The sequence below is a fragment of the Sphingobacterium sp. NPDC055346 genome, assembly GCF_053645235.1.
In genome coordinates this window covers 859927-879726 of the sequence record NZ_JBSHMI010000001.1, presented here as the reverse complement: position 1 = coordinate 879726, position 19800 = coordinate 859927, and the positions used below count along the sequence as shown (strand labels likewise).

General features: G+C 40.6%; 23 protein-coding genes. 14 read left to right on the top strand and 9 right to left on the bottom strand.

Going from position 1 to position 19800, the window contains the following annotated elements:
- Nucleotides 1–15: 15 nt before the first annotated feature.
- The 3 genes from ACWICE_RS03730 to ACWICE_RS03720 are packed head-to-tail and all read left to right on the top strand — an operon-like array spanning nucleotide 16 to nucleotide 2027.
- A complete protein-coding gene (locus tag ACWICE_RS03730; protein ID WP_313190957.1) occupies nucleotides 16–1440 on the top strand; it encodes a Glu/Leu/Phe/Val family dehydrogenase in 1425 nt (474 codons plus the stop codon).
- A 33-nt stretch (nucleotides 1441–1473) separates the two neighbouring features.
- On the top strand, nucleotides 1474–1779 hold the full coding sequence (locus ACWICE_RS03725) for a hypothetical protein (RefSeq protein ID WP_185212779.1): 306 nt from the start codon (nucleotides 1474–1476) through the stop codon (nucleotides 1777–1779).
- The gene (locus ACWICE_RS03720; RefSeq protein ID WP_185212780.1) at nucleotides 1776–2027 is read left to right on the top strand and encodes a DUF6358 family protein; all 252 of its coding nucleotides are present in this window, start codon (nucleotides 1776–1778) and stop codon (nucleotides 2025–2027) included. Before ACWICE_RS03725 ends, ACWICE_RS03720 begins: the two co-directional genes overlap by 4 nt.
- A gap of 27 nt (nucleotides 2028–2054) precedes the next feature.
- Here the strand turns inward: ACWICE_RS03720 and gcvT are convergent, their stop codons facing one another.
- The 5 genes from gcvT to ACWICE_RS03695 all read right to left on the bottom strand — a co-directional run bounded on the left by gcvT (nucleotide 2055) and on the right by ACWICE_RS03695 (nucleotide 5721).
- Nucleotides 2055–3134: a glycine cleavage system aminomethyltransferase GcvT gene (gene gcvT / locus ACWICE_RS03715; RefSeq protein WP_454297681.1), complete on the bottom strand. Its 1080-nt coding sequence runs from the start codon at nucleotides 3132–3134 to the stop codon at nucleotides 2055–2057.
- Nucleotides 3135–3439: 305 nt separating this feature from the next.
- Nucleotides 3440–4117, bottom strand: coding sequence for a pseudouridine synthase (locus ACWICE_RS03710; RefSeq protein WP_454297680.1), 678 nt, complete (start codon nucleotides 4115–4117; stop codon nucleotides 3440–3442).
- A gap of 2 nt (nucleotides 4118–4119) precedes the next feature.
- Complete coding sequence (locus tag ACWICE_RS03705; RefSeq protein WP_185218581.1) at nucleotides 4120–4485, bottom strand: DUF4359 domain-containing protein; 366 nt, start codon at nucleotides 4483–4485, stop codon at nucleotides 4120–4122.
- Between the two features lie 34 nt (nucleotides 4486–4519).
- Entirely contained in the window at nucleotides 4520–4999 is a 480-nt protein-coding gene (locus tag ACWICE_RS03700) for a DUF4112 domain-containing protein (protein WP_185212784.1), read from the bottom strand.
- A 2-nt stretch (nucleotides 5000–5001) separates the two neighbouring features.
- A complete protein-coding gene (locus tag ACWICE_RS03695; protein ID WP_454297679.1) occupies nucleotides 5002–5721 on the bottom strand; it encodes an SIMPL domain-containing protein in 720 nt (239 codons plus the stop codon).
- Between the two features lie 159 nt (nucleotides 5722–5880).
- Here ACWICE_RS03695 and ACWICE_RS03690 point away from each other — a divergent pair, with 159 nt between their 5' ends.
- The gene (locus tag ACWICE_RS03690; protein WP_093100014.1) at nucleotides 5881–6072 is read left to right on the top strand and encodes a cold-shock protein; all 192 of its coding nucleotides are present in this window, start codon (nucleotides 5881–5883) and stop codon (nucleotides 6070–6072) included.
- Nucleotides 6073–6141: 69 nt separating this feature from the next.
- Here ACWICE_RS03690 and recO read toward each other — a convergent pair whose 3' ends face one another.
- Together recO and ACWICE_RS03680 are read right to left on the bottom strand one after the other, a co-directional pair.
- Entirely contained in the window at nucleotides 6142–6861 is a 720-nt protein-coding gene (recO, locus tag ACWICE_RS03685; protein WP_185212786.1) for a DNA repair protein RecO, read from the bottom strand.
- 11 nt (nucleotides 6862–6872) lie between these two features.
- The gene (locus tag ACWICE_RS03680; RefSeq protein WP_185212787.1) at nucleotides 6873–7097 is read right to left on the bottom strand and encodes an alpha-amylase family protein; all 225 of its coding nucleotides are present in this window, start codon (nucleotides 7095–7097) and stop codon (nucleotides 6873–6875) included.
- A 204-nt stretch (nucleotides 7098–7301) separates the two neighbouring features.
- Between ACWICE_RS03680 and rpmB the strand changes: the two genes are divergently transcribed.
- The 7 genes from rpmB to ACWICE_RS03645 all read left to right on the top strand — a co-directional run bounded on the left by rpmB (nucleotide 7302) and on the right by ACWICE_RS03645 (nucleotide 12741).
- Nucleotides 7302–7535, top strand: a complete 234-nt coding sequence (gene rpmB / locus ACWICE_RS03675) for a 50S ribosomal protein L28 (protein WP_185212788.1) — start codon at nucleotides 7302–7304, stop codon at nucleotides 7533–7535.
- A 75-nt stretch (nucleotides 7536–7610) separates the two neighbouring features.
- Nucleotides 7611–7793, top strand: coding sequence for a 50S ribosomal protein L33 (rpmG, locus tag ACWICE_RS03670; RefSeq protein WP_002998409.1), 183 nt, complete (start codon nucleotides 7611–7613; stop codon nucleotides 7791–7793).
- A 44-nt stretch (nucleotides 7794–7837) separates the two neighbouring features.
- Nucleotides 7838–7999 carry a DUF4295 domain-containing protein gene (locus ACWICE_RS03665; protein ID WP_093100020.1) on the top strand — a complete coding sequence of 54 codons (162 nt, stop codon included), beginning with the start codon at nucleotides 7838–7840 and terminating at the stop codon, nucleotides 7997–7999.
- 143 nt (nucleotides 8000–8142) lie between these two features.
- Nucleotides 8143–9105 (top strand): signal recognition particle-docking protein FtsY, encoded by a 963-nt coding sequence (ftsY, locus tag ACWICE_RS03660; RefSeq protein WP_185212789.1) that lies wholly within the window; start codon nucleotides 8143–8145, stop codon nucleotides 9103–9105.
- Between the two features lie 13 nt (nucleotides 9106–9118).
- On the top strand, nucleotides 9119–10453 hold the full coding sequence (gene rimO, locus ACWICE_RS03655; protein ID WP_454297678.1) for a 30S ribosomal protein S12 methylthiotransferase RimO: 1335 nt from the start codon (nucleotides 9119–9121) through the stop codon (nucleotides 10451–10453).
- Nucleotides 10454–10547: 94 nt separating this feature from the next.
- Nucleotides 10548–12137 carry a bacillithiol biosynthesis cysteine-adding enzyme BshC gene (gene bshC, locus ACWICE_RS03650; RefSeq protein WP_454291443.1) on the top strand — a complete coding sequence of 530 codons (1590 nt, stop codon included), beginning with the start codon at nucleotides 10548–10550 and terminating at the stop codon, nucleotides 12135–12137.
- Nucleotides 12138–12144: 7 nt separating this feature from the next.
- Nucleotides 12145–12741, top strand: a complete 597-nt coding sequence (locus ACWICE_RS03645; RefSeq protein ID WP_185212792.1) for a Crp/Fnr family transcriptional regulator — start codon at nucleotides 12145–12147, stop codon at nucleotides 12739–12741.
- Between the two features lie 9 nt (nucleotides 12742–12750).
- Here ACWICE_RS03645 and ctlX read toward each other — a convergent pair whose 3' ends face one another.
- Together ctlX and ACWICE_RS03635 are read right to left on the bottom strand one after the other, a co-directional pair.
- Nucleotides 12751–13662 (bottom strand): citrulline utilization hydrolase CtlX, encoded by a 912-nt coding sequence (ctlX, locus tag ACWICE_RS03640; RefSeq protein WP_454297677.1) that lies wholly within the window; start codon nucleotides 13660–13662, stop codon nucleotides 12751–12753.
- 2 nt (nucleotides 13663–13664) lie between these two features.
- The gene (locus ACWICE_RS03635; RefSeq protein ID WP_454291445.1) at nucleotides 13665–14579 is read right to left on the bottom strand and encodes a dimethylarginine dimethylaminohydrolase family protein; all 915 of its coding nucleotides are present in this window, start codon (nucleotides 14577–14579) and stop codon (nucleotides 13665–13667) included.
- 479 nt (nucleotides 14580–15058) lie between these two features.
- Between ACWICE_RS03635 and gcvP the strand changes: the two genes are divergently transcribed.
- The 3 genes from gcvP to ACWICE_RS03620 all read left to right on the top strand — a co-directional run bounded on the left by gcvP (nucleotide 15059) and on the right by ACWICE_RS03620 (nucleotide 19683).
- On the top strand, nucleotides 15059–17932 hold the full coding sequence (gene gcvP / locus ACWICE_RS03630; RefSeq protein WP_454297676.1) for an aminomethyl-transferring glycine dehydrogenase: 2874 nt from the start codon (nucleotides 15059–15061) through the stop codon (nucleotides 17930–17932).
- A 155-nt stretch (nucleotides 17933–18087) separates the two neighbouring features.
- Nucleotides 18088–18840 (top strand): 3-keto-disaccharide hydrolase, encoded by a 753-nt coding sequence (locus ACWICE_RS03625; protein WP_454297675.1) that lies wholly within the window; start codon nucleotides 18088–18090, stop codon nucleotides 18838–18840.
- Between the two features lie 21 nt (nucleotides 18841–18861).
- Complete coding sequence (locus ACWICE_RS03620; protein ID WP_454297674.1) at nucleotides 18862–19683, top strand: N-acetylmuramoyl-L-alanine amidase; 822 nt, start codon at nucleotides 18862–18864, stop codon at nucleotides 19681–19683.
- Nucleotides 19684–19800: the final 117 nt, after the last annotated feature.

Below are 19800 nucleotides of genomic sequence, written 5' to 3'. Positions count from 1 at the left end.
CAAAAACATATTTTTATGTCAAATCAATCAAACACAACTTTCAGCTTCTTTCAAGGAGTGGGTCGGAATTTTGATAAAGCGGCCAAGTTCACCAAGTTTTCTCCTGGCATCCTCGAACAGATCAAAGCATGTAATTCCATATTACGAGTAAGATTTCCGGTTAAAATCGGAGATAACATTGAGGTTATAGAAGCTTACCGTGTACAACATTCACATCATAAGCTGCCATGTAAAGGGGGTATCCGTTTCAGTATGGAGGTGGATCAAGACGAAGTGATGGCCCTTGCATCATTAATGACCTATAAATGTGCCATCGTAAACGTTCCGTTTGGTGGTGCTAAAGGCGGTGTGAAAATCGATGCAAAGAAGTATTCAGAGTATGAATTAGAAAAAATTACCCGTCGATATACGACGGAATTGGTGAAAAAGAACTTTATTGGACCAGGAACGGATGTTCCGGCGCCGGATTATGGTACCGGAGCGCGCGAGATGAGCTGGATCGTAGATACCTATACCACATTAAACCCGAATGAAATCAATGCTCAGGCCTGTGTAACGGGGAAACCGGTTTCTCAAGGCGGTGTAAGAGGCCGTACTGAAGCGACAGGTTTAGGCGTGTTTTTCGGGGTTAAGGAAGCGTGTAAGATTGAAGAAGATATGACCAAGTTGGGATTGACAACTGGTGTTGAAGGCAAGAAAGTAATCGTTCAAGGTTTAGGAAATGTGGGTTACCATGCTGCTAAATATTTTCAGGAAGGTGGTTCTATCCTTGTTGGCTTGATCGAATATGAGGGCGCCATCTATAATGAAAATGGACTGGACCTGGAAGAGGTAGTTGCCCATAGAAAGGCTACAGGCTCTATCCTAAATTTCCCTGGTGCTATCAATATCGAAGAATCTATAAAAGGTTTAGAGCAGCCATGTGATATCTTGATCCCTGCAGCATTAGAGTCTGTAATCAATGGGGACAATGCAGAAAGGATTCAAGCACAGATCATAGGTGAAGCGGCAAATGGTCCATTGACACCGGAAGCAGATGAGGTGTTCAACAGGAAAGGTAAATTGGTGATCCCTGATATCTATTTAAATGCTGGCGGGGTTACCGTATCCTATTTTGAATGGTTGAAAAACCTAAGCCACGTACGCTATGGTCGTCTTGAAAAGAGATTCAGCGAAAACATGTATGCTGAAATCTTGAATATCATTGAGTCCATGACCAATCAAAAGGTTTCTAAATTGGAGCGCAAGATTATTTTAAGAGGACCTGATGAGGTTGATTTAGTGTATTCAGGACTTGAGGACACCATGATCGGTTCTTATCATGAAATCCACCAGATCTGGAAAAGCATGGATGGCGTTGAGGATCTAAGGACAGCGGCATTTATCTGTGCGATCAACAAAGTTGGAGAATCCTATAAGGAATTGGGAATATTCCCATAAACGAGGACGGGATTTTATCCTTAACTTTGCTTCATGAATAAATTATTCCACCAGACTAAACAGGCATTCCTATTTAGTCTGGCTTTTTATATCCTTTCTATCTTATTATTTATCCTGAAGGTGGGCTATGCTCCTATCCTATTGAGCATCTCGATGGTACTTTCTTTAATATGGGTGGTATTGGTGCTGTTGGAGATCATGCGTTCGACCAGAATCAGCAATGGAGAGCGATTGATTTTGGCTTTATTCGTCATCTTGGGGAATATTATGGCAGGAATAGTGTATTTTTATTTCATTCGGGAACGAGTAACGGGTTTTAAAGTAATAAAGAAGAAATGACGAAGAAGTTTATATTGAATTTACTGCTCAATTTAGGGATCGTGTTTTTGGTTTTGAGCGCATGGGCAGGTTATAATAGCGGACAGGTACTGTACTTGGGGATTTCCATCGCCTTATTGGTGTTGTTGATCTATCTGAAGGTGGTTCTGTTAAAACAGGTGAGCCGAGATGTAAAGACCAAGCAAGAGGAAAAGGCGAAGCTGGCGCAGCAAGAAATGAGACAACAAAAGAAAAGGGCTAAAAAATAGCCCTTTTTCATTTTATTTTTATCCGCCTTATTTTACAAAAGGAGGTTTTCTTACGATCGCTTTGATAGGTTGGTTACGGATAGAGATAAAGATCTCTGTACCTTCTTTAGCAAATGCAGGCTCTACATAACCTAAACCGATTGATTTTTTCAAGGATGGAGATTGCGTTCCGGAAGTAACACGTCCGATCTTGTTTCCATCAGCATCTACGATTTCATAATCATGACGAGGAATACCTCTATCAATCATTTCGAATCCTACCAGTTTTTGAGAAACACCTTTTTCTTTTTCAGCTTTTAGGTTTTCAGCGTTTACAAAGTCCTTCGTGAATTTAGTAACCCACCCTAAGCCAGCTGCTAATGGTGATGTATTATCGTCGATATCATTTCCGTAAAGACAGAAACCCATTTCTAGGCGTAGGGTATCCCTAGCGCCAAGACCGATTGGCTTAATGCCATATTCTTGACCAGCTTCCATGATTGCATTCCAAACTTGCTCTGCATGTTCGTTGGCAACATAGATTTCGAAACCACCGGCACCAGTATAACCTGTAGCAGAAACCAATACGTTTTCAACACCAGCAAATACTCCTTTTTGGAAAGAATAGTATTCCATTGGAGCCAAGTCGATATCCGTTAATTTTTGAAGTGCATCGGCAGCTTTAGGACCTTGTACAGCGAAAAGAGAAGTTTCGTCAGAAATGTTTTTCATTTCTACGCCTTCAGTATTGAATTTGCTGATCCATTCCCAGTCTTTATCAATATTTGATGCATTTACAACCAAGAGATAAGTTTTGTCATCAATTTTATAAGTTAAGAAGTCATCTACAATACCGCCATTTTCGTTTGGAAGATAGCCGTACTGAACTTTACCGTCATATAATTTTGAGGCATCGTTAGAAGAAACTTTCTGGATAAGGTCTAATGCTTTTTCGCCCTTTAAGATAAACTCCCCCATGTGGCTAACATCGAACATCCCTACAGCGGTACGCACTGTTTCGTGTTCGTCGTTGATACCAGTATATTGAACTGGCATATTGAATCCGGCGAAAGGAACCATTTTCGCACCTAAAGCGACATGAACGTCAGTTAACGCAGTTTTTTTCATGTTAAATCAATGAGTTTTTTGTTGTTACAAAAATAGGAAAATTAACGTGGAATTAGTATTTAGTATAAAGTATTTAGTATTTAGACCCTAGGCAGGTGAAACACTCTATAATGATGTATCAACGGGTAGTATTTAGTAATAAGTATTTAGTATTAAGTATTTAGACCCTAGGAAGGTGAAACATTCTATAATGATGTATCAACGGGTAGTATTTAGTATAAAGTATATAGTATTTAGACCAAAGGAAGGTGAATGATTTATCAACAATATTAAAGTCTAAATACTAAATACTAACTACTAAAATACTATATATTCAATATCCCCAACGCTCTTTCAAACTCAGGTTGGATTTGGGCTTGGATAAGGATGTTTTCTTGGGTTTTGGGGTGGCTGAATGCGAGTGATTTGGCGTGCAGGAGCATAGTGTCGTGCTGGAAGGTATCTTTCCAGAGTTTGTTCTGTTTGTTGCAGCCATGTGGTCTGTCGCCGATAATGGGATGGAAAATATGGGCGAAATGTCGGCGCAATTGGTGCATCCTGCCGGTTTCGGGCTTTGCAAGGACCAAGGAATACCTAGAAGTTGGAAATTTTCCGAAGGGAAGGTCAATTTCGGTGATCGCGAGGGTTTGGTAGTGGGTCAATGCCTCTTGGATTGTGCCGTTTTCTTTTTTTAAGGGATAATCAATGGTCCCTTCGGGATCGGTATGGCCACGAAGAACGGCCAAATATTCTTTTTTGATTAAGTTTTGGGAAAATGCGGTTTGTATGGCACTATCCATTTCCTTGTTCAGGGAGAATAAAAGCACACCCGCGGTCTTTCGGTCCAAACGATGGGCAGGATAGACCTTCTTCCCTATTTGATCCCTTAGGAGTTGTAGGGCAAACTCGGAAGTATCTGCAGCAATGGAGGATTTATGGACCAATAATCCATGGGGTTTGTTGATGGCAACAAAATCCTCATCTTCAAATAAGATCTCAAGCATGCCTATCGCTTTAAAGCGTCGATTAACATTCCGGCTTTTTCATCGATCTTGGAACTGATCCATACCTGTCCGAAAGCTCCTCCTCCTATGGTAATCTTTTCACTGTTCCAATTGATCTTGGCAAGTGAAAAAAGGTAATAGTTTTCGGTGTAGGTGTAATTGTTCACAAATTCATTGACCACTTGATCTCCTACGAGCATCATGCCTAGATCTACAGCGTCCTTATGCTTGTAATCCAATTGTTTTTTGAGGATTTCTTTGGCCTTGAGCGACAGTTTTTCATTGATTTTCTCCTTGGAAGGATTTGTGAAAACCGCGACCAACATAATGACAACCCCCAATAAGGCAAAGATTCTTGTTTTACTCATAGGTACAAAAATAGATTATTTTGAAGAGATTGGATTAAAATATCAAGCCAAACAGCCAAATTGTAAGGGCATACATGGCATAAATAAACAAAATGATGGTTATGAATATAACGATACCCAGGGTGATCAGGATGTTTTTGGCACTTCCTTGATGTTTATTGTCGTAATAGTGTTCCCGTAGTAGTTTGACATTTTTCTCATTGGCTTTGTTGAAGAAGTCAAAGACATTTCCAATGATGGGTATGGAACCTAAAAGTGCGTCATAAGTAACATTGAGCAGCATTTTTACGGCAACCTTACTGCTTGCTCCATTTCTGTACATCACGGATACAAGAACCAGTGAAATAATGAAGGTGGCAATCTGCCCTCCAAAAGGAATGAAGTTTAAGATGGGGTCCAGACCGAAGCGAAAGTTTCCAATGCGGAAACGACTATCCATCAGGACAGATAGTCGTTTTACCCATTGAAAGTCTTTATCAATCTTCTGTAAATTATAGGAAGGATGTTTCTCCATTGTTATTTCAGCGCGAATACGGCGTCGATATTACAGGTAAGTTTGATCGGTTTTACCTCTAGATCCAAGCCTTGTTCATTAGAATCCATTTCATTGCTCACCCCTTTGGCAGCCATGGCATACATACGTGGCTGAGGAACTAGATCATTCCAGTTCAAGCTGCTGTTATCATTGATCATGATTACCTTACCAACGTTTTCAGCATCTGCAGCAGCAAGGATTTCTGCATTTGTTCTCGCATCACGTACTGCTAGGGTTTTCAACTCCTTTTCGATTTCTTTCTTTTGCGAATGATCGTATCCAGAGATGTTGGTGCTCTGCAGTCCTCTTGCATCCACTTCTTCCAACATTGGATTTAAGTTCTTCAGATCAGTAACCTTGATCCTGTATTGTCTAGCCTGTAACAGTTCGTTGTTTTTCTTTTTGTTTTCGACATTGTAGCTATAGATATTTTGAACGGTAAAGTCCTCTTTTTTGACGCCGTTTTTCATAGCTGCATCAAAAAGTTGTTTTTCCAGTTGCTCAATAGCAACCTTTTTCTTGGTATTTCCATCTTGGTAATACTCTTTCAAAGAAATAGAAAGATAGATGATATCTGGTGTTACTTCTTTTTCTGCATAACCACGGGTTGCTACTCTCCTAGTGTTTTCCATATTATTAGTTTGGGCGCTCAATGAGGTCATCGTTCCTACCAGCGCAATTAGTGTAATTAATTTTTTCATAATATTTTTAAATAAATTGTTCATGGCAAAAACCTTTCCAAATTGTTGGCGAAAAGAAATTGCCAAATAATTTGAAAAATGTTTAGTAGATTTAACGATTAAATTTAATTGGTATTCAAAAAATAATGATACCTTTAAAAAAAAACAATAGTAATTATTATGCAAGAAGGAGTAGTAAAATTCTTTAATGAAGCCAAAGGTTTCGGTTTCATCATTCCAAATTCTGGCGAGAGTGAAATTTTCGTTCACGTTTCTGGATTAGTAGACAAGGTTCGTGAAAACGACCATGTTTCTTACGAAGTACAACAAGGTCGTAAGGGACTAAACGCGGTAAATGTAAAGCTTATCTAAAAATTAGATTCAATATATATTTATTGTGGAAGCCCGTCGAGTACCAACTCAACGGGTTTTTTCATGCCTTTAATTTCCAAAAATTTCTTCTAGGATATAGAGGGAATTAATCTCTCCAAAGTTCTCTGTATGAAGTCGATAATAGTCGATGATTTTTTGCAGGAGATAGGTCCGATCCTGTCGGTTTAGCCTAATTTTGTTACAATTCGTAAAGCTGCTTTGTAAAATTTCTCTGAAATAAGTGCTGTAGGGCTCCTGCAGGACATGAAAGTGTGCAGGTAAGCTATTTGAAAAGCGGCCTTCCATCAAATCGAAATATGGCAGATCCTGTATGATGGGTTTGAAGCCAAGGTAGTGGCTCAGTTTGGCGAGGAAGACCAGGTGATAATTTGCCAATCCCTCTTTGCTTTCATCCAGCCAAATGATGGCATTTTCCAAAAATTGGAAAAGCTGTGGTTCGGGGTGTTGATGTCTTAAGACCTTATAAAGGACTTCATTCAAGAACATCGCAATGGAACTCTTGACGATATCTAGTGGGATGCTCTTGAGTGCAGGGATCTGTTGGGCTTCCTTTATTCGCTGCAGGTTGTTGTTTTCCTTATTATAAACAACCATTTCTAATAGATGAAATGGCTGGAGCATATTGAATGGGATCTTGGCCTTAGGTTTTCTAGCGCCATTGATCAGATAAGATTGCAGGCCCAAAACCTCCGTATATATCTGAGCGACAACGCTACTTTCGGAGTAGTTGGTAACTTTTAAGGTGATTCCTTTGGTTTGTTGCAGCATCAGGTTCTACCCTATTTGTTTTTCTTGGACTTCCTGTCGTCCAATATTGAGTTTCGATCGATCTTTCTGAACAAGCGATAAATAAAGGTGATAAAGCCGAATCCGAAAGAGATCACGCCGACAACCAGGAGCGGTTTATACCACATATTGTCGGATTCCATCAGGATGGTACCATAGTAGATACAGATTATTCCCAGCAAAGTGAAAGCTAATCCTCGTATTAAATACTTGTTCATTGTGAATTGTTGAAAACTATTGTGAGCGTCGGCGTAAATAATAATGCAAAATACAGTATTTTTGTTGACTTCTGCCCTATTCCTACATTATTTTAAAATAATTCGCTAATTAATATTGTATTTCCCAAAAGAAATATAGATATTTGCACACTCGTTTCTGAGGAACGATAATTGAATTAGAACAACAATAAAAAATCGAATATCATGTCAAGAATTTGTGATTTAACAGGCAAGACGGCATTAAAGGGAAATAACGTATCACACTCGAACGTTAAGACTAAGCGTAAATTCTATCCTAATTTACAGACCAAGCGTTTTTATATTCCAGAAGAAGATCGTTGGATTACTTTAAAAGTATCTACTTCGGCTATTAAAACCATCAACAAAAACGGTATTACAGCATCTATCGACAAGTTTATTAAAAGAGGTCATATTTAATAGATAGTAGCCTGTTATATCAGCAGAAAATAGAATCATGAAATTCACCCGTGAGGGTATAAATAAAGTAAGGCAATGGCAAAAAAAGGAAATAGAGTACAAGTTATCTTAGAATGTACTGAGCACAAAGAAAGTGGTCTTCCAGGAATGTCTCGTTACATTACCACTAAGAACAAAAAGAACACAACTGAGCGTTTAGAGTTGAAAAAATTCAACCCAGTATTGAGAAAAGTAACAGTTCACAAAGAAATTAAGTAATTAACGGATTGGATCTTTAGGGTCCATATTAAAAATATTATACCATGGCAAAGAAAGCAGTTGCATCATTACAAAAAGGTGGTGGTAAAGAGTTTACCAAAGTAATTATCACTACAAAATCTGCAAAAACTGGCGCTTATACTTTCAAAGAAAGTATGGTACACAATGACAAAGTAAAAGAGGTTGTTGCTGCGGCTTCTAAATAAGCAGTTAGATATTCCTTTTTTTAAAGTTTTTCTTTAAAAATCTTATAATTAGCCGTTTTGGGAGCACCAAAAGGGCTTTTTTAGTATCCTGTATTTAAGTATCTTTGATACGATTCAGATCCTTTATCTATAACACATCCATCATGGGATTATTTGATTTTTTTAAAAAGAAGCAAGAGACACCTGAAGCTCAAGAGGCTTTGGACAAAGGTTTAGAGAAGACCAAGGAAGGTTTTTTCTCCAAGATTACGAAAGCAGTAGTAGGAAAGTCTACCATTGATGACGAAGTGTTGGATAATCTGGAGGAGGTTCTGGTAACATCTGATGTGGGCGTTACGACCACGCTGAAGATTGTAGAACGGATTCAAAAACGTGCTGCACAGGATAAATATGTCACTACCGATGACCTGAACCGTCTGTTGAAAGACGAAATACAAGGGTTATTGGCTGAAAACAACAGTAATGACTTTGAATCATTTGAATATGGCAACCAAAAGCCATATGTGATTATGGTCGTTGGCGTGAATGGGGTAGGAAAGACCACAACCATTGGCAAACTGGCTCATCAGTTGAAGGAAGCTGGCAACAAGGTTGTTCTTGGTGCTGCTGATACCTTCAGGGCCGCTGCGGTTGATCAAATCCAATTATGGGGTGATCGGGTTGGGGTGCGTGTTGTTGCACAGCCCATGGGATCGGATCCTGCATCGGTTGCTTTTGATACCGTAAAGTCAGCCGTTGCGAATGGCGACGATGTTGCCATCATTGATACAGCAGGTAGACTTCATAATAAAGTGGGCTTGATGAACGAATTGACCAAGATCAAAAATGTGATGCAAAAGGTTATCCCTGATGCCCCTCACGAGATTTTATTGGTTTTGGATGCTTCTACAGGTCAAAATGCCATTGAGCAAGCAACGCAATTTACTCAAGCTACCGATGTCAATGCCTTGGCTTTGACAAAATTGGACGGTACTGCCAAAGGTGGTGTTGTCATAGGGATCTCGGATCAGTTTAAAATTCCGGTTAAATACATTGGAGTGGGAGAGAAGATCGGTGATTTGCAGTTATTTAACAAAAAAGAATTTGTAGACTCACTATTCAAGTAGGCTACAGCGTAATATGAAAACGAAACAATCAAAAACAGCGCCTGTACAGGCTAAACCACGTGTGAACGTGGTGACCCTAGGTTGCTCTAAAAACATACATGATAGCGAGGTGTTGATGGGCCAATTAAAGGGCAATCAGATGGAAGTGGTCCACGAGGCTTCCAATATCCAAGCTAATGATATTGTGGTGATCAATACTTGTGGTTTTATTGATAATGCCAAACAAGAATCTATTGATACCATCCTTCAATTTTCCGAATTAAAAGACCAGGGAAAAGTAAACAAAGTTATTGTGACAGGTTGTTTATCAGAACGATACAAGCCTGAACTGCAAACGGAAATCCCTAATGTTGATGCATTCTTTGGAACGAATGATCTTCCAGATCTTCTTTCCAGTATTGGTGCAGACTATAGACATGAATTGCTTGGCGAGCGTTTATTGACGACCCCTTCCCATTTTTCTTATTTCAAGATTGCTGAAGGCTGTAATAGACCTTGTTCATTCTGCGCGATCCCTTTGATGCGCGGAAAGCATGTGTCCAAATCCATCGATGATTTGGTTAAAGAGGCTAAGTTCTTGGCTTCCAATAGTACCAAAGAGCTGATCTTGATCGCTCAGGACCTGACCTATTATGGGCTGGATATTTATGGAAAGCGTAATCTTTCGGATCTTTTGCGTCATTTATCGGACGTGGAAGGGATTGATTGGATACGCTTGCAGTATGCTTATCCGTCGGGATTCCCAATGGATATTTTGGATGCCATGAACGAACGTTCCAATATCTGTAATTATCTGGATATGCCATTGCAGCATATCTCAGACCGTATGCTAACCTCCATGCGTAGAGGAACTAGCAAACAAAAGCAGATTGACCTGGTCAATAAGATCCGTGATAAAGTTCCTGATATTGCGTTAAGAACGACATTGATCTGCGGTTACCCCGGTGAAACGGAAGAGGACTTCCAGGAAATGTTGGAATGGGTAGAAGACACAAGATTTGATCGTTTAGGATGTTTTACTTATTCGCATGAAGAGAAAACGCATGCGCATAGTCTAGAGGACGATGTGCCTGAGGAGGTAAAACAGGATCGTGTGGATCAGATCATGGAGGTTCAACAAGGAATTTCCTATGAAATCAATCAAGAAAAAGTTGGAAATACCTATAAAGTGTTGGTGGATAGGGTAGATGGCGATTATTTTATAGGTAGGACTGAATATGATTCCCCTGAGGTTGACAATGAGGTTGTATTGGAGGCAAAATCCAATTATGCCCGTATTGGTGACTTTGTTCAGGTGAAGGTTGACCGTGCTGAAGACTTTGACTTGTACGGAAATATTGTCAAATAACTATAACATTTGTGGCAAGTAGTCGGGCTTATTTTAAATTTTTGTATTTTGTATACTAAATGCCTATACATTTGTAAAAGTTTAAAAGAGGTAGATGAAAGCCACATATATTGATTACAACGACACTAATAGTTTCTCCAAAACCTTAATTGCCTATCTAAACCATAATGAGCAGCTTGCTCCATTTTATGGGAACAAACCTGATATAGCAGGTTTTAAGGATCAAATTGGCAAAAAGAAAGGGTTTGCTCATCGGGAATTATTAACTAAAATATTAACTGATCAATATGGAGACCTGCTGTCTTCCTCTCCGGAAGTGGCGCAGAATATTATCCGCTTAAAGGATGATAACACCTATACAGTTACTACTGGCCATCAATTAAACATATTCACGGGACCTTTATACTTTATTTTCAAGATCGTGACGGCTATCAAATTGGCCCAAGATCTAAAGAAGGAATTCCCTGATCATGAGTTTGTACCGGTGTATTGGATGGCGACAGAAGACCATGATTTCGAGGAGATCAACCATACCAAGGCTTTTGGCAAAAAGATCCTTTGGGATGTGGAATCGCTTTCAGCGACCGGTCGCTTGGACACATCCAGCATAGCTGATACCGTTAAACAATACTGCAATACCTTTGGACTTTCTGATAATGCAACGGAGCTGACCGAGCTTGTAGAAGAGGCCTATCTGAATGGATCGAGCCTGGCTGATGCAACCAGAACCTTCGTGAATTCCCTGTTTAAGCAATATGGATTGATCATAATTGATGCGGATAGGAAAGAATTGAAGAAAATCTTTGCTCCGATCATGGAGGATGATATTCTGAAAGAAAAGAGCTATAAAGCTATTGAAAAGACTTCTGAGCAATTGAAGGAGAAGGGTTTTGCTACTCAGGTCCATTCTCGGGAGATCAACTTTTTCTATCTAACGGAGGAATACCGCGAAAGGATCGTGCGTACTGAAGATGGTAAGTTTGAGATCTTGCATCAAGGGGTCTATTTTACTGAAGAAGAGATCAAGAAGGAAATCCATGCACATCCGGAAAGATTCAGTCCGAATGTGGTTATGCGTCCAATGTATGAGGAGTTAATCCTTCCGAACCTGGCTTATATTGGGGGAGGCGCGGAGATAGTTTACTGGTTACAGTTAAAAGCTAATTTTGATCAGTATAAAGTTCCTTTTCCTATTTTGATTCCGCGCAACTCGGCATTGATTACTGACGATCAGATGGCGGGAAAAATATTTAGGTTAGATTTCACTTTTAAGAGCATATTCAAGCCGTCGGAGACCTTGAAGAAGGATTATGTGAAACGTATTACCAAACATAGGTTGAATCTGCAAGATGAATGGATGGAATTCAATGCTATTTTTGGAAAGATCAAGCTGAGGGCACATAAGATTGATCCGAGTCTAGGGCCAAGCACCGATGCGGTCAAAGCCCGATTGAAAAAGGCTGTCAATAACTTAGAAAAGAAGCTGTTGAAGGCTGAGAAGCGGAATCATCAGGATGCCTTGATACAGATTGATCGGATCAAGGAAAAGCTCTTTCCTGGAGGGGCCCTGCAGGAAAGGACCGATAACTTTGCTGAGCTTTACCTGAAGCATGGCAAGGAATTCATTCCTGACTTGGTAAAAAGTTTTAACCCACTAGACTTTAAATTCACTATACTATATTAATATGGAAATGGAAGAGTTATTGAAGAGTAATTTCTATAAATACTATACAGAAAAAGCTTTCTTGACTGAGAATGATTTCGAACAGCTACTTCCTTTTTTTGAGTTTAGGGAACTTTCGCACAATCAGTATATTCTAAGGGCAGGCGAGGTTTGCAAACATTTTTTGTTTGTGGAGGAGGGATTATTGCAGTTTTTATCCTTGGATGAGAAAGGTGTAGAGCACATCCTTCAGTTTGCACCAGAGAATTGGTTGATGGGTGATCGGTCCAGTGTTTATTTTGATGAGCCTTCCTTGTATTATATCAAGGCCATTGAGCCTAGCAAGGTCGTTTTCTTGCATCCAAAGTTCTTTTCTGAAGCAGCAAAATTACGGCTTGAATTCGCCATGTTTACAGAAAGGTCCCTGCAAAGAAGTGTTTACTATTTACAGCGCAGGATCAACTCCCTATTGGCGATGACTGCCAAAGAACGCTATCTTGAGTTTATCGAGCTTTACCCTAACCTCTTATTGCGCGTGCCACAATGGATGATTGCATCTTATTTGGGGATTACTCCGGAAAGTTTGAGTAGGGTAAGAAGAGAGATAGCAAAGGACAGTTTTTAATAGCTGAGGTTAAAAAACCTCAGCCATCATACATCTGGCGCTGCCGCCACCATATTTTTCAATACTAAACAAAGGAGCATGGGCAATCCTGCCGTGCTTCTCCAGGGCTTCAATCTGTTCCTCTTCAAAGGATTCGAATGCCTGCGAACTCATGCAGATTACTGGATCTCCATCAATGTTCCTGACTTCCAAGATATTTCCTGCAAAACGATTCATTTGATCTTCGCTGATCTCAATGATCTCCTTGCCTGATTTTTTTAAGGTAGAAACGACCAGCTCTCTTTCCTCAGGATTCCTGATTACCTCCAAACAGATTACGCTGAAGTTTGTACCTACGGACATCATCACATTGCTGTGGTAAATGGGGAGGTAAGCCTCGCCAACCTGTTGGGTGGAATGGAAAACCAATGGGGTATAGCCTTGATCTTTGCAGAAAATATGAAATAGTTCCTCATTCGCACGATCCGACAGGGAGCAATAGGCAATCTTGTTGACCCTATCCAAGATCATGGACCCCGTGCCTTCCAGGAACTTGTTCTGGTCTTCATAGGTGCTGTAGTCCTGGACCGTCTCGTAATGTATTCCGGCCTGGTCCAGCTTTCCTAAATAGTTCAATTGCCTTTCATTTCTCCTGTTTTCAGCAAACATGGGATAGATAATGCTCTTATTGACATGGAATGAGATCACATTATTGGGGAATATACTGTCCGGAGTATTTAATTTACCCGGATCTTGAACCACAAAAACCTTGATTCCGGCATTTTTAAGGACCTTGACAAAGTTGTCAAACTCGGTAACGGCCAGGTCGGAAAGCCTGTCATTCCGTTCATTTTTTGCTTGGAAGAAGTTATTGACAGCCGTTTCTTCGTTTCTTCGGAAGTAGAACGGTCTGACCATTAGGATTGTATTGGTGGTTTGCATGGTTATTTTCTGATTAAGGGTAGGGTAGAGCATCGTAGGAGCCCTTCTTGCTTGCCGATTTCGTGATAAGGGATTTCTTCCACAATGAAGTTTTGATCCCTTAGCCAATTGTTCAGCCTGGTAAATCTTTCCTCCGTAACAACGACTGTAGGCGAGATGGAAAACACATTCGAGTACATCTGGTACATTTCATCAGCTGTAATCTGGAATACATTCTCTTCCGAGAACAAGGACAGCAGAAAATGGAAATCTTTTTGGTTCCGGAAGCCTCCAGGGTATATGATTGCCTTGTTTTCTCCTACCGGTTGAAAGCAACAATCCAGGTGTAAAGCATTAGACCTGGGGTCCGTCATGGATTTAATCAGGTCAAAACCCATCACTGTTTTGTTGGGGAATTTTTCCTTTAGGAATTCAACTCCTTGCAGGTTTGTTCTTGCTGTATTGATCTCAGAATAATCCGGACCAGTGTAGGTACCGATAAAAATATAATCTTTCCAGAGGATGACATCACCACCTTCCATGTGAATGTGGTCAGGTGCGGTGATAAGTTTGTCGGGATCGATCTGGTCGATGATGTACAAGATTGCTTCCCATTCTTCTGCTCTGTCGGGCAGGATATTGGATTTTACGAAATAATCGTCAATTACAAAACCTATATCTCTGGTAAAGATTTGATTAAGGTTGGGGATTGTTTCCGGACGATAGACTTCAACAGCATATTTTTTGAGAACTTGCTGGAACTGCTCAAGTTCATGAACCATGTCTGGTTCGGTGGGGTAAGTACCTGCGAGGATATGTTCCAGTGACTTGGGGTCATAAGCTTCTTCGGCTGTCGGGGTGGGGCCGTTATCATTGGCAATCCCCAGTATTACAGCGGACAAGCGATCGGATTCATTCCTCACGTTTAATTTAAGCATATAATTTATTAATTGATTTAGGCCTAAATTAGTAAAGATTCCCATCTTAAAAATACCCGCGAAAATTATTGTAAATATTTAACAGCAAGTGCTTTAATGGTGGAATTAAAGTATTAAAGCAGGGGTGTTCAATGCAGAAAATGGAATGTTTTTGAGGTTTGTTTGCAGTTTTTTTAATAGGTGTGTCACATTATCCCGAAAGTAGCATATCCTAATGCTGAAATGGTTTTAGGTCTTTCAAAGCAAAAGGGCTGAAAGACTGTTACATTGATAAAATATTGCCGCTATTGTTGTTTGGAATTTAAAGAAATGTGCAATCGATTGATGTGTTAATAAAAGTTTTTCGAGCAGGTCGACTCCTTAAAATTACCTATAAAAAGCGTATCTTTGCACATCTAAATTTTTACAGAGAAATCCTGTTGAAATATTTTGGATAACAGATAGTTAATCAGTCTCAAAAGTTACAATTAATACTTAAAATGAGTAACATATTTTACCAAGAAAAATTTGAGGATCGCCATAATGGTCCAAGTTCTGCGCAAGTAGAGGAAATGTTGAACGTGCTTTCAGTAGGTTCTTTGGATGAATTGATCGATCAGACCGTTCCTGCACAGATTCGTAAGAAACAAGCTTTGAACCTTCCTCCAGCACTTAGTGAGGTTGCGTATTTGGAAAAAATAGCTCAAATAGCTGAAAAGAACAAGGTATTCAAATCTTATATCGGTCAGGGATATAATGATGTGATCCTTCCGGGAGTTATTCAACGTAACGTTTTTGAAAATCCAGGATGGTATACTCAATATACGCCTTACCAAGCGGAAATCGCTCAGGGACGTTTGCAAGCCTTATTGAACTTCCAAACCATGGTTTCTGACCTTACTGGTTTAGAGATTGCAAATGCTTCGTTACTGGATGAGGCTACTGCTGCAGCTGAAGGTATGTTCATGTTGTACAGCACACGTAAAAACAAGGATGCAAATGTTTTCTTGGTGACTCCAAATGTGTATCCTCAAACCTTGGATGTATTGCAAACAAGGGCCGTTCCTTTCGGTGTTGAGATAAGGGTTGCAGATTTAACTGTAGAGAACCTAACGGACGATGTGTTTGCCACATACATCCAATATCCAGCAGCTGATGGTACGGTAAATGATTATAAAGAATTTTCTGCTTATGCCCACGATAAAGACATCACGGTATGCGTAGGTACAGACTTAATGTCATTGGCATTGTTGACTCCTCCGGGAGAATGGGGTGCGGATGTCGTTGTAGGTAACTCGCAACGTTTTGGTGTACCTATGGGATTCGGTGGACCTCATGCTGCTTTCTTCGCAACTAAGGACACTTACAAACGTAATATTCCGGGAAGAATCATCGGTGTTACTTCTGATTCCAATGGTGAATACGCTCTGCGTATGGCTCTTCAGACCCGTGAACAACACATCCGTAGAGATAAAGCTTCTTCAAACATCTGTACAGCACAGGCGTTGTTGGCTATCATGGCTTCATTCTACGCAGTTTACCACGGTCCAAAAGGAATCAAAAATATCGCTTCCCGTATCAATGACTTGACGAAATTAGCTGATAAGGCTATCCAGGCATTGGGTTACAAACAAGTTAATGAATCATACTTTGATACCCTACGTTTTGACGTGGGCAAAGAAGTTGATGGCTTGAAGAGCGAAGCTTTGAACCATGAGCTAAACTTCTTCTACCAAGACGGTACAGTTGGTATCTCTATCGATGAGACCACTACTTTTGATGATATCCAAACAATCGTGAAAGTATTTGCTAAGGTAAAGGGCAAGCACATTACCGATGTTGACATGGATGGAATCGTTAAGGAATTAGGAACTTCTATTCCAGAACACTTGGAAAGATCTTCTGAGTACTTGACTCACCCAGTATTCAATAGCTATCACTCCGAGAGTGAAATGCTTCGTTATATCAAATCTTTGGAGGCAAAAGACCTTTCATTGTGCCATTCCATGATTCCTTTGGGATCATGTACCATGAAATTGAACGCAACGACAGAGATGGTTCCAGTTACTTGGGCTAGATTCGGTGGATTGCATCCATTTGCACCTGTTGACCAGACTTCAGGTTACATGCAATTGATCAATGAATTGAACGATTGGTTATGTGAAATCACAGGATTTGCCAAGATGTCTTTCCAACCAAACTCTGGTGCTCAAGGTGAATACGCGGGATTAATGGTAATCCGTGCTTACCACCACAGCCGTGGAGATTTCGATAGAAACATCTGTTTGATCCCTGCATCTGCACATGGTACCAACCCTGCATCTGCTTCTATGGCAGGCTTGAAGGTCGTTGTCGTTAAATGTGACGATCGTGGTAATATCGATGTGGAAGATTTGAAAGCAAAAGCTACCGAACATGCAGCTCACTTGAACTCCTTGATGGTGACCTATCCGTCGACTCACGGAGTATTTGAAGAGCCAATTGTTGAGATCTGTAATATCATCCATGAGAATGGTGGTCAAGTATATATGGACGGTGCAAACATGAATGCTCAGGTAGGGTTGACTAGCCCAGGCTTCATCGGAGCAGACGTTTGTCACTTGAACTTACACAAGACTTTCTGTATTCCTCACGGTGGTGGAGGTCCAGGTATGGGTCCAATCGGTGTAGCAGAGCACTTAGTTCCTTTCTTGCCTAACCATGAGATCATTGAGATCTCTGGAGAAGAAGGGATTTCAGCTGTTTCAGCGGCTCCATTCGGTTCAGCCTCTATCTTGGTCATCTCGCATGCTTACATCGCTATGATGGGCGGAGAAGGCCTTACAAACGCTACTAAGACTGCCATCTTGAATGCCAACTATATCAAAGCTCGCCTAGAGCAACATTACCCAGTATTATATGCTGGTGCCAATGGTCGTTGTGCACACGAGATGATCTTGGATTGCCGTGGATTTAAGAACGTTGGAATCGAGGTTGCTGACATCGCTAAGCGTTTGATGGACTATGGTTTCCACGCTCCAACAGTATCCTTCCCAGTTGCTGGAACTTTGATGGTTGAGCCTACGGAATCAGAATCAAAAGCAGAATTAGATAGATTCTGTGATGCATTGATCGGTATCCGTGCCGAGATTGCTGCAGTTGAGAATGGAGAGGCAGATCAAAAAGACAACGTTTTGAAAAATGCACCACATACCGCTAGAGTGGTTACAGGTGATGAATGGGATAGACCATATTCTCGTCAGACTGCCGCTTACCCTATCGAATACTTAAGAGTAAACAAATTCTGGCCTTCAGTGGGTCGTGTGAATGATTCTCAAGGAGACAGAACATTAATCTGTTCATGCCCTCCGATGGAAGCATACGCAGAGATCTAAGAAGATCTGAAAATATAAAGAACCTGAAAAGCCTTTACTCAAAACTGAGCAAAGGCTTTTCTATTTCTTGTAGAATATCAGGTTAGCCCCCTAAAACATGGCATTTCTGTTATGTTTTTACTATTTTAGGTTTTCAATTAAATCTGATTTTGATCATGAAAACCTACCTATCTCTATTATCGATTCTTGTATTATTCCTTTTAGGTACTCAATTTGCAGAAGCACAAAAGAAGCTGTTCCAATTTGGAGTGGAAAAGAGCTTTGACGAATCCATCTTAAACGCCAAAACCAAGGGCAAGGCTATCCAATGGATTGATGTCAATACCTCCGATACCACTTGGAAGGCGAAAGGAAACCTTCTGCAGAACAGCGGTAATCCGATAGGTGTAGTACGTTCGGAGAAGATGTATGAGAACTTTATCATGCATGTCGAGTGGAGACATCTGGAGAAAGGCGGCAACTCCGGGATTTTTGTATGGTGCGATGCCAAGGCAGACCCGAAAAGCAGGCTTCCGATGGGAATGGAAGTGCAGATGTTGGAGTTGGACTGGGTAAATATCAATGCAGTAGATGGCAAGCAACAGCCAATTGCCTATGTCCACGGTGAATTGTTCGGAGCCGGAGGGATGACCGCATCACCAGACAACCCAAGGGGCGAAAGAAGTAAGTCTTTAGAAAACAGGTGCCTCGGAGTAGGAGAGTGGAATAAATACACCGTTGTCTGTGTGGACGGGACGGTGAAATTAGCGGTTAACGGTAAATTCGTAAACAGTATCAGGCTTGCCTCCAAACGAAAAGGTTATCTTTGTTTAGAAGCTGAAGGGGCTAAAATGGAATTCAGGAACCTTCAGATTATTGAATTGGAACCCGGAATGGATCGCCCAGAGTTTGTGGTTGATCCCTTGTAAGAGAATGTTTAACAAAAGGATATGATCAAGAAATACATTGTTTATTTTTCACTTGCTGTATTGGTAAGTTCTTGTGGCGGAGGGAAGTATGCCAGCACAGAAAAGATATATAAAAAGAAAGCCAAAGATTTCTCAGAACTTTATAGGGAAGCCCCTGTAAAGGGACAGGTAGAAAAGATTGCGGCCAACAATAAGGAATGGATTGCTTCAACCAATTTTGGTGTCCGCAAGCCAAACTATGTGATGATCCATCACACTGCTCAAAAGGACCTGGACCAAACCGTCAGGACCTTCCATAATGAAAAAGTGGGCGTAAGTTCACACTATGTCATCGGTAGGGACGGAAAGATTGTTCAGATGGTCAACGACCTTTACCGTGCGCACCATGCAGGTTTGGGAAGATGGGGAAATGACACTGACCTAAACTCCTCTTCCATCGGTATCGAATTGGATAACAACGGTATCAGTGACCCATGGCCAGAAGTGCAGATCAACGCCTTGGTCCAATTGCTTTCCTACCTAAAGGAAACCTATAAAATTCCACAGGCGAACTTTATCGGACATATGGACTATGCCCCAACCAGAAAGAACGACCCTTCAAGGTTCCCATGGAAGGTATTGGCAGATAAAGGTTTTGGATATTGGTATGATGATGTCCTGGAAGATCCTCCAATGGGCTTTGATCCTAAGATTGCATTAAGGATCATTGGTTATGATGTGAAGAACCTAGATGCCGCTATCAAGGGATTTAAGCAGCACTATACCCAGATGGATGTCACAAGTGCCAACCTCACCGAACATGACCTCAAGATCCTTTATTCGATCTTTAAGAAGTTTCTTTAGAGTATTTAGTACCTAGTATTTAGTATTTAGACTTAGGGAGTCCTACCTGTCTAAATACTAAATACTTTCTACTAAATACTCAAAAGAAAAGGACGTTTTTGGTCTAAATACTAAATA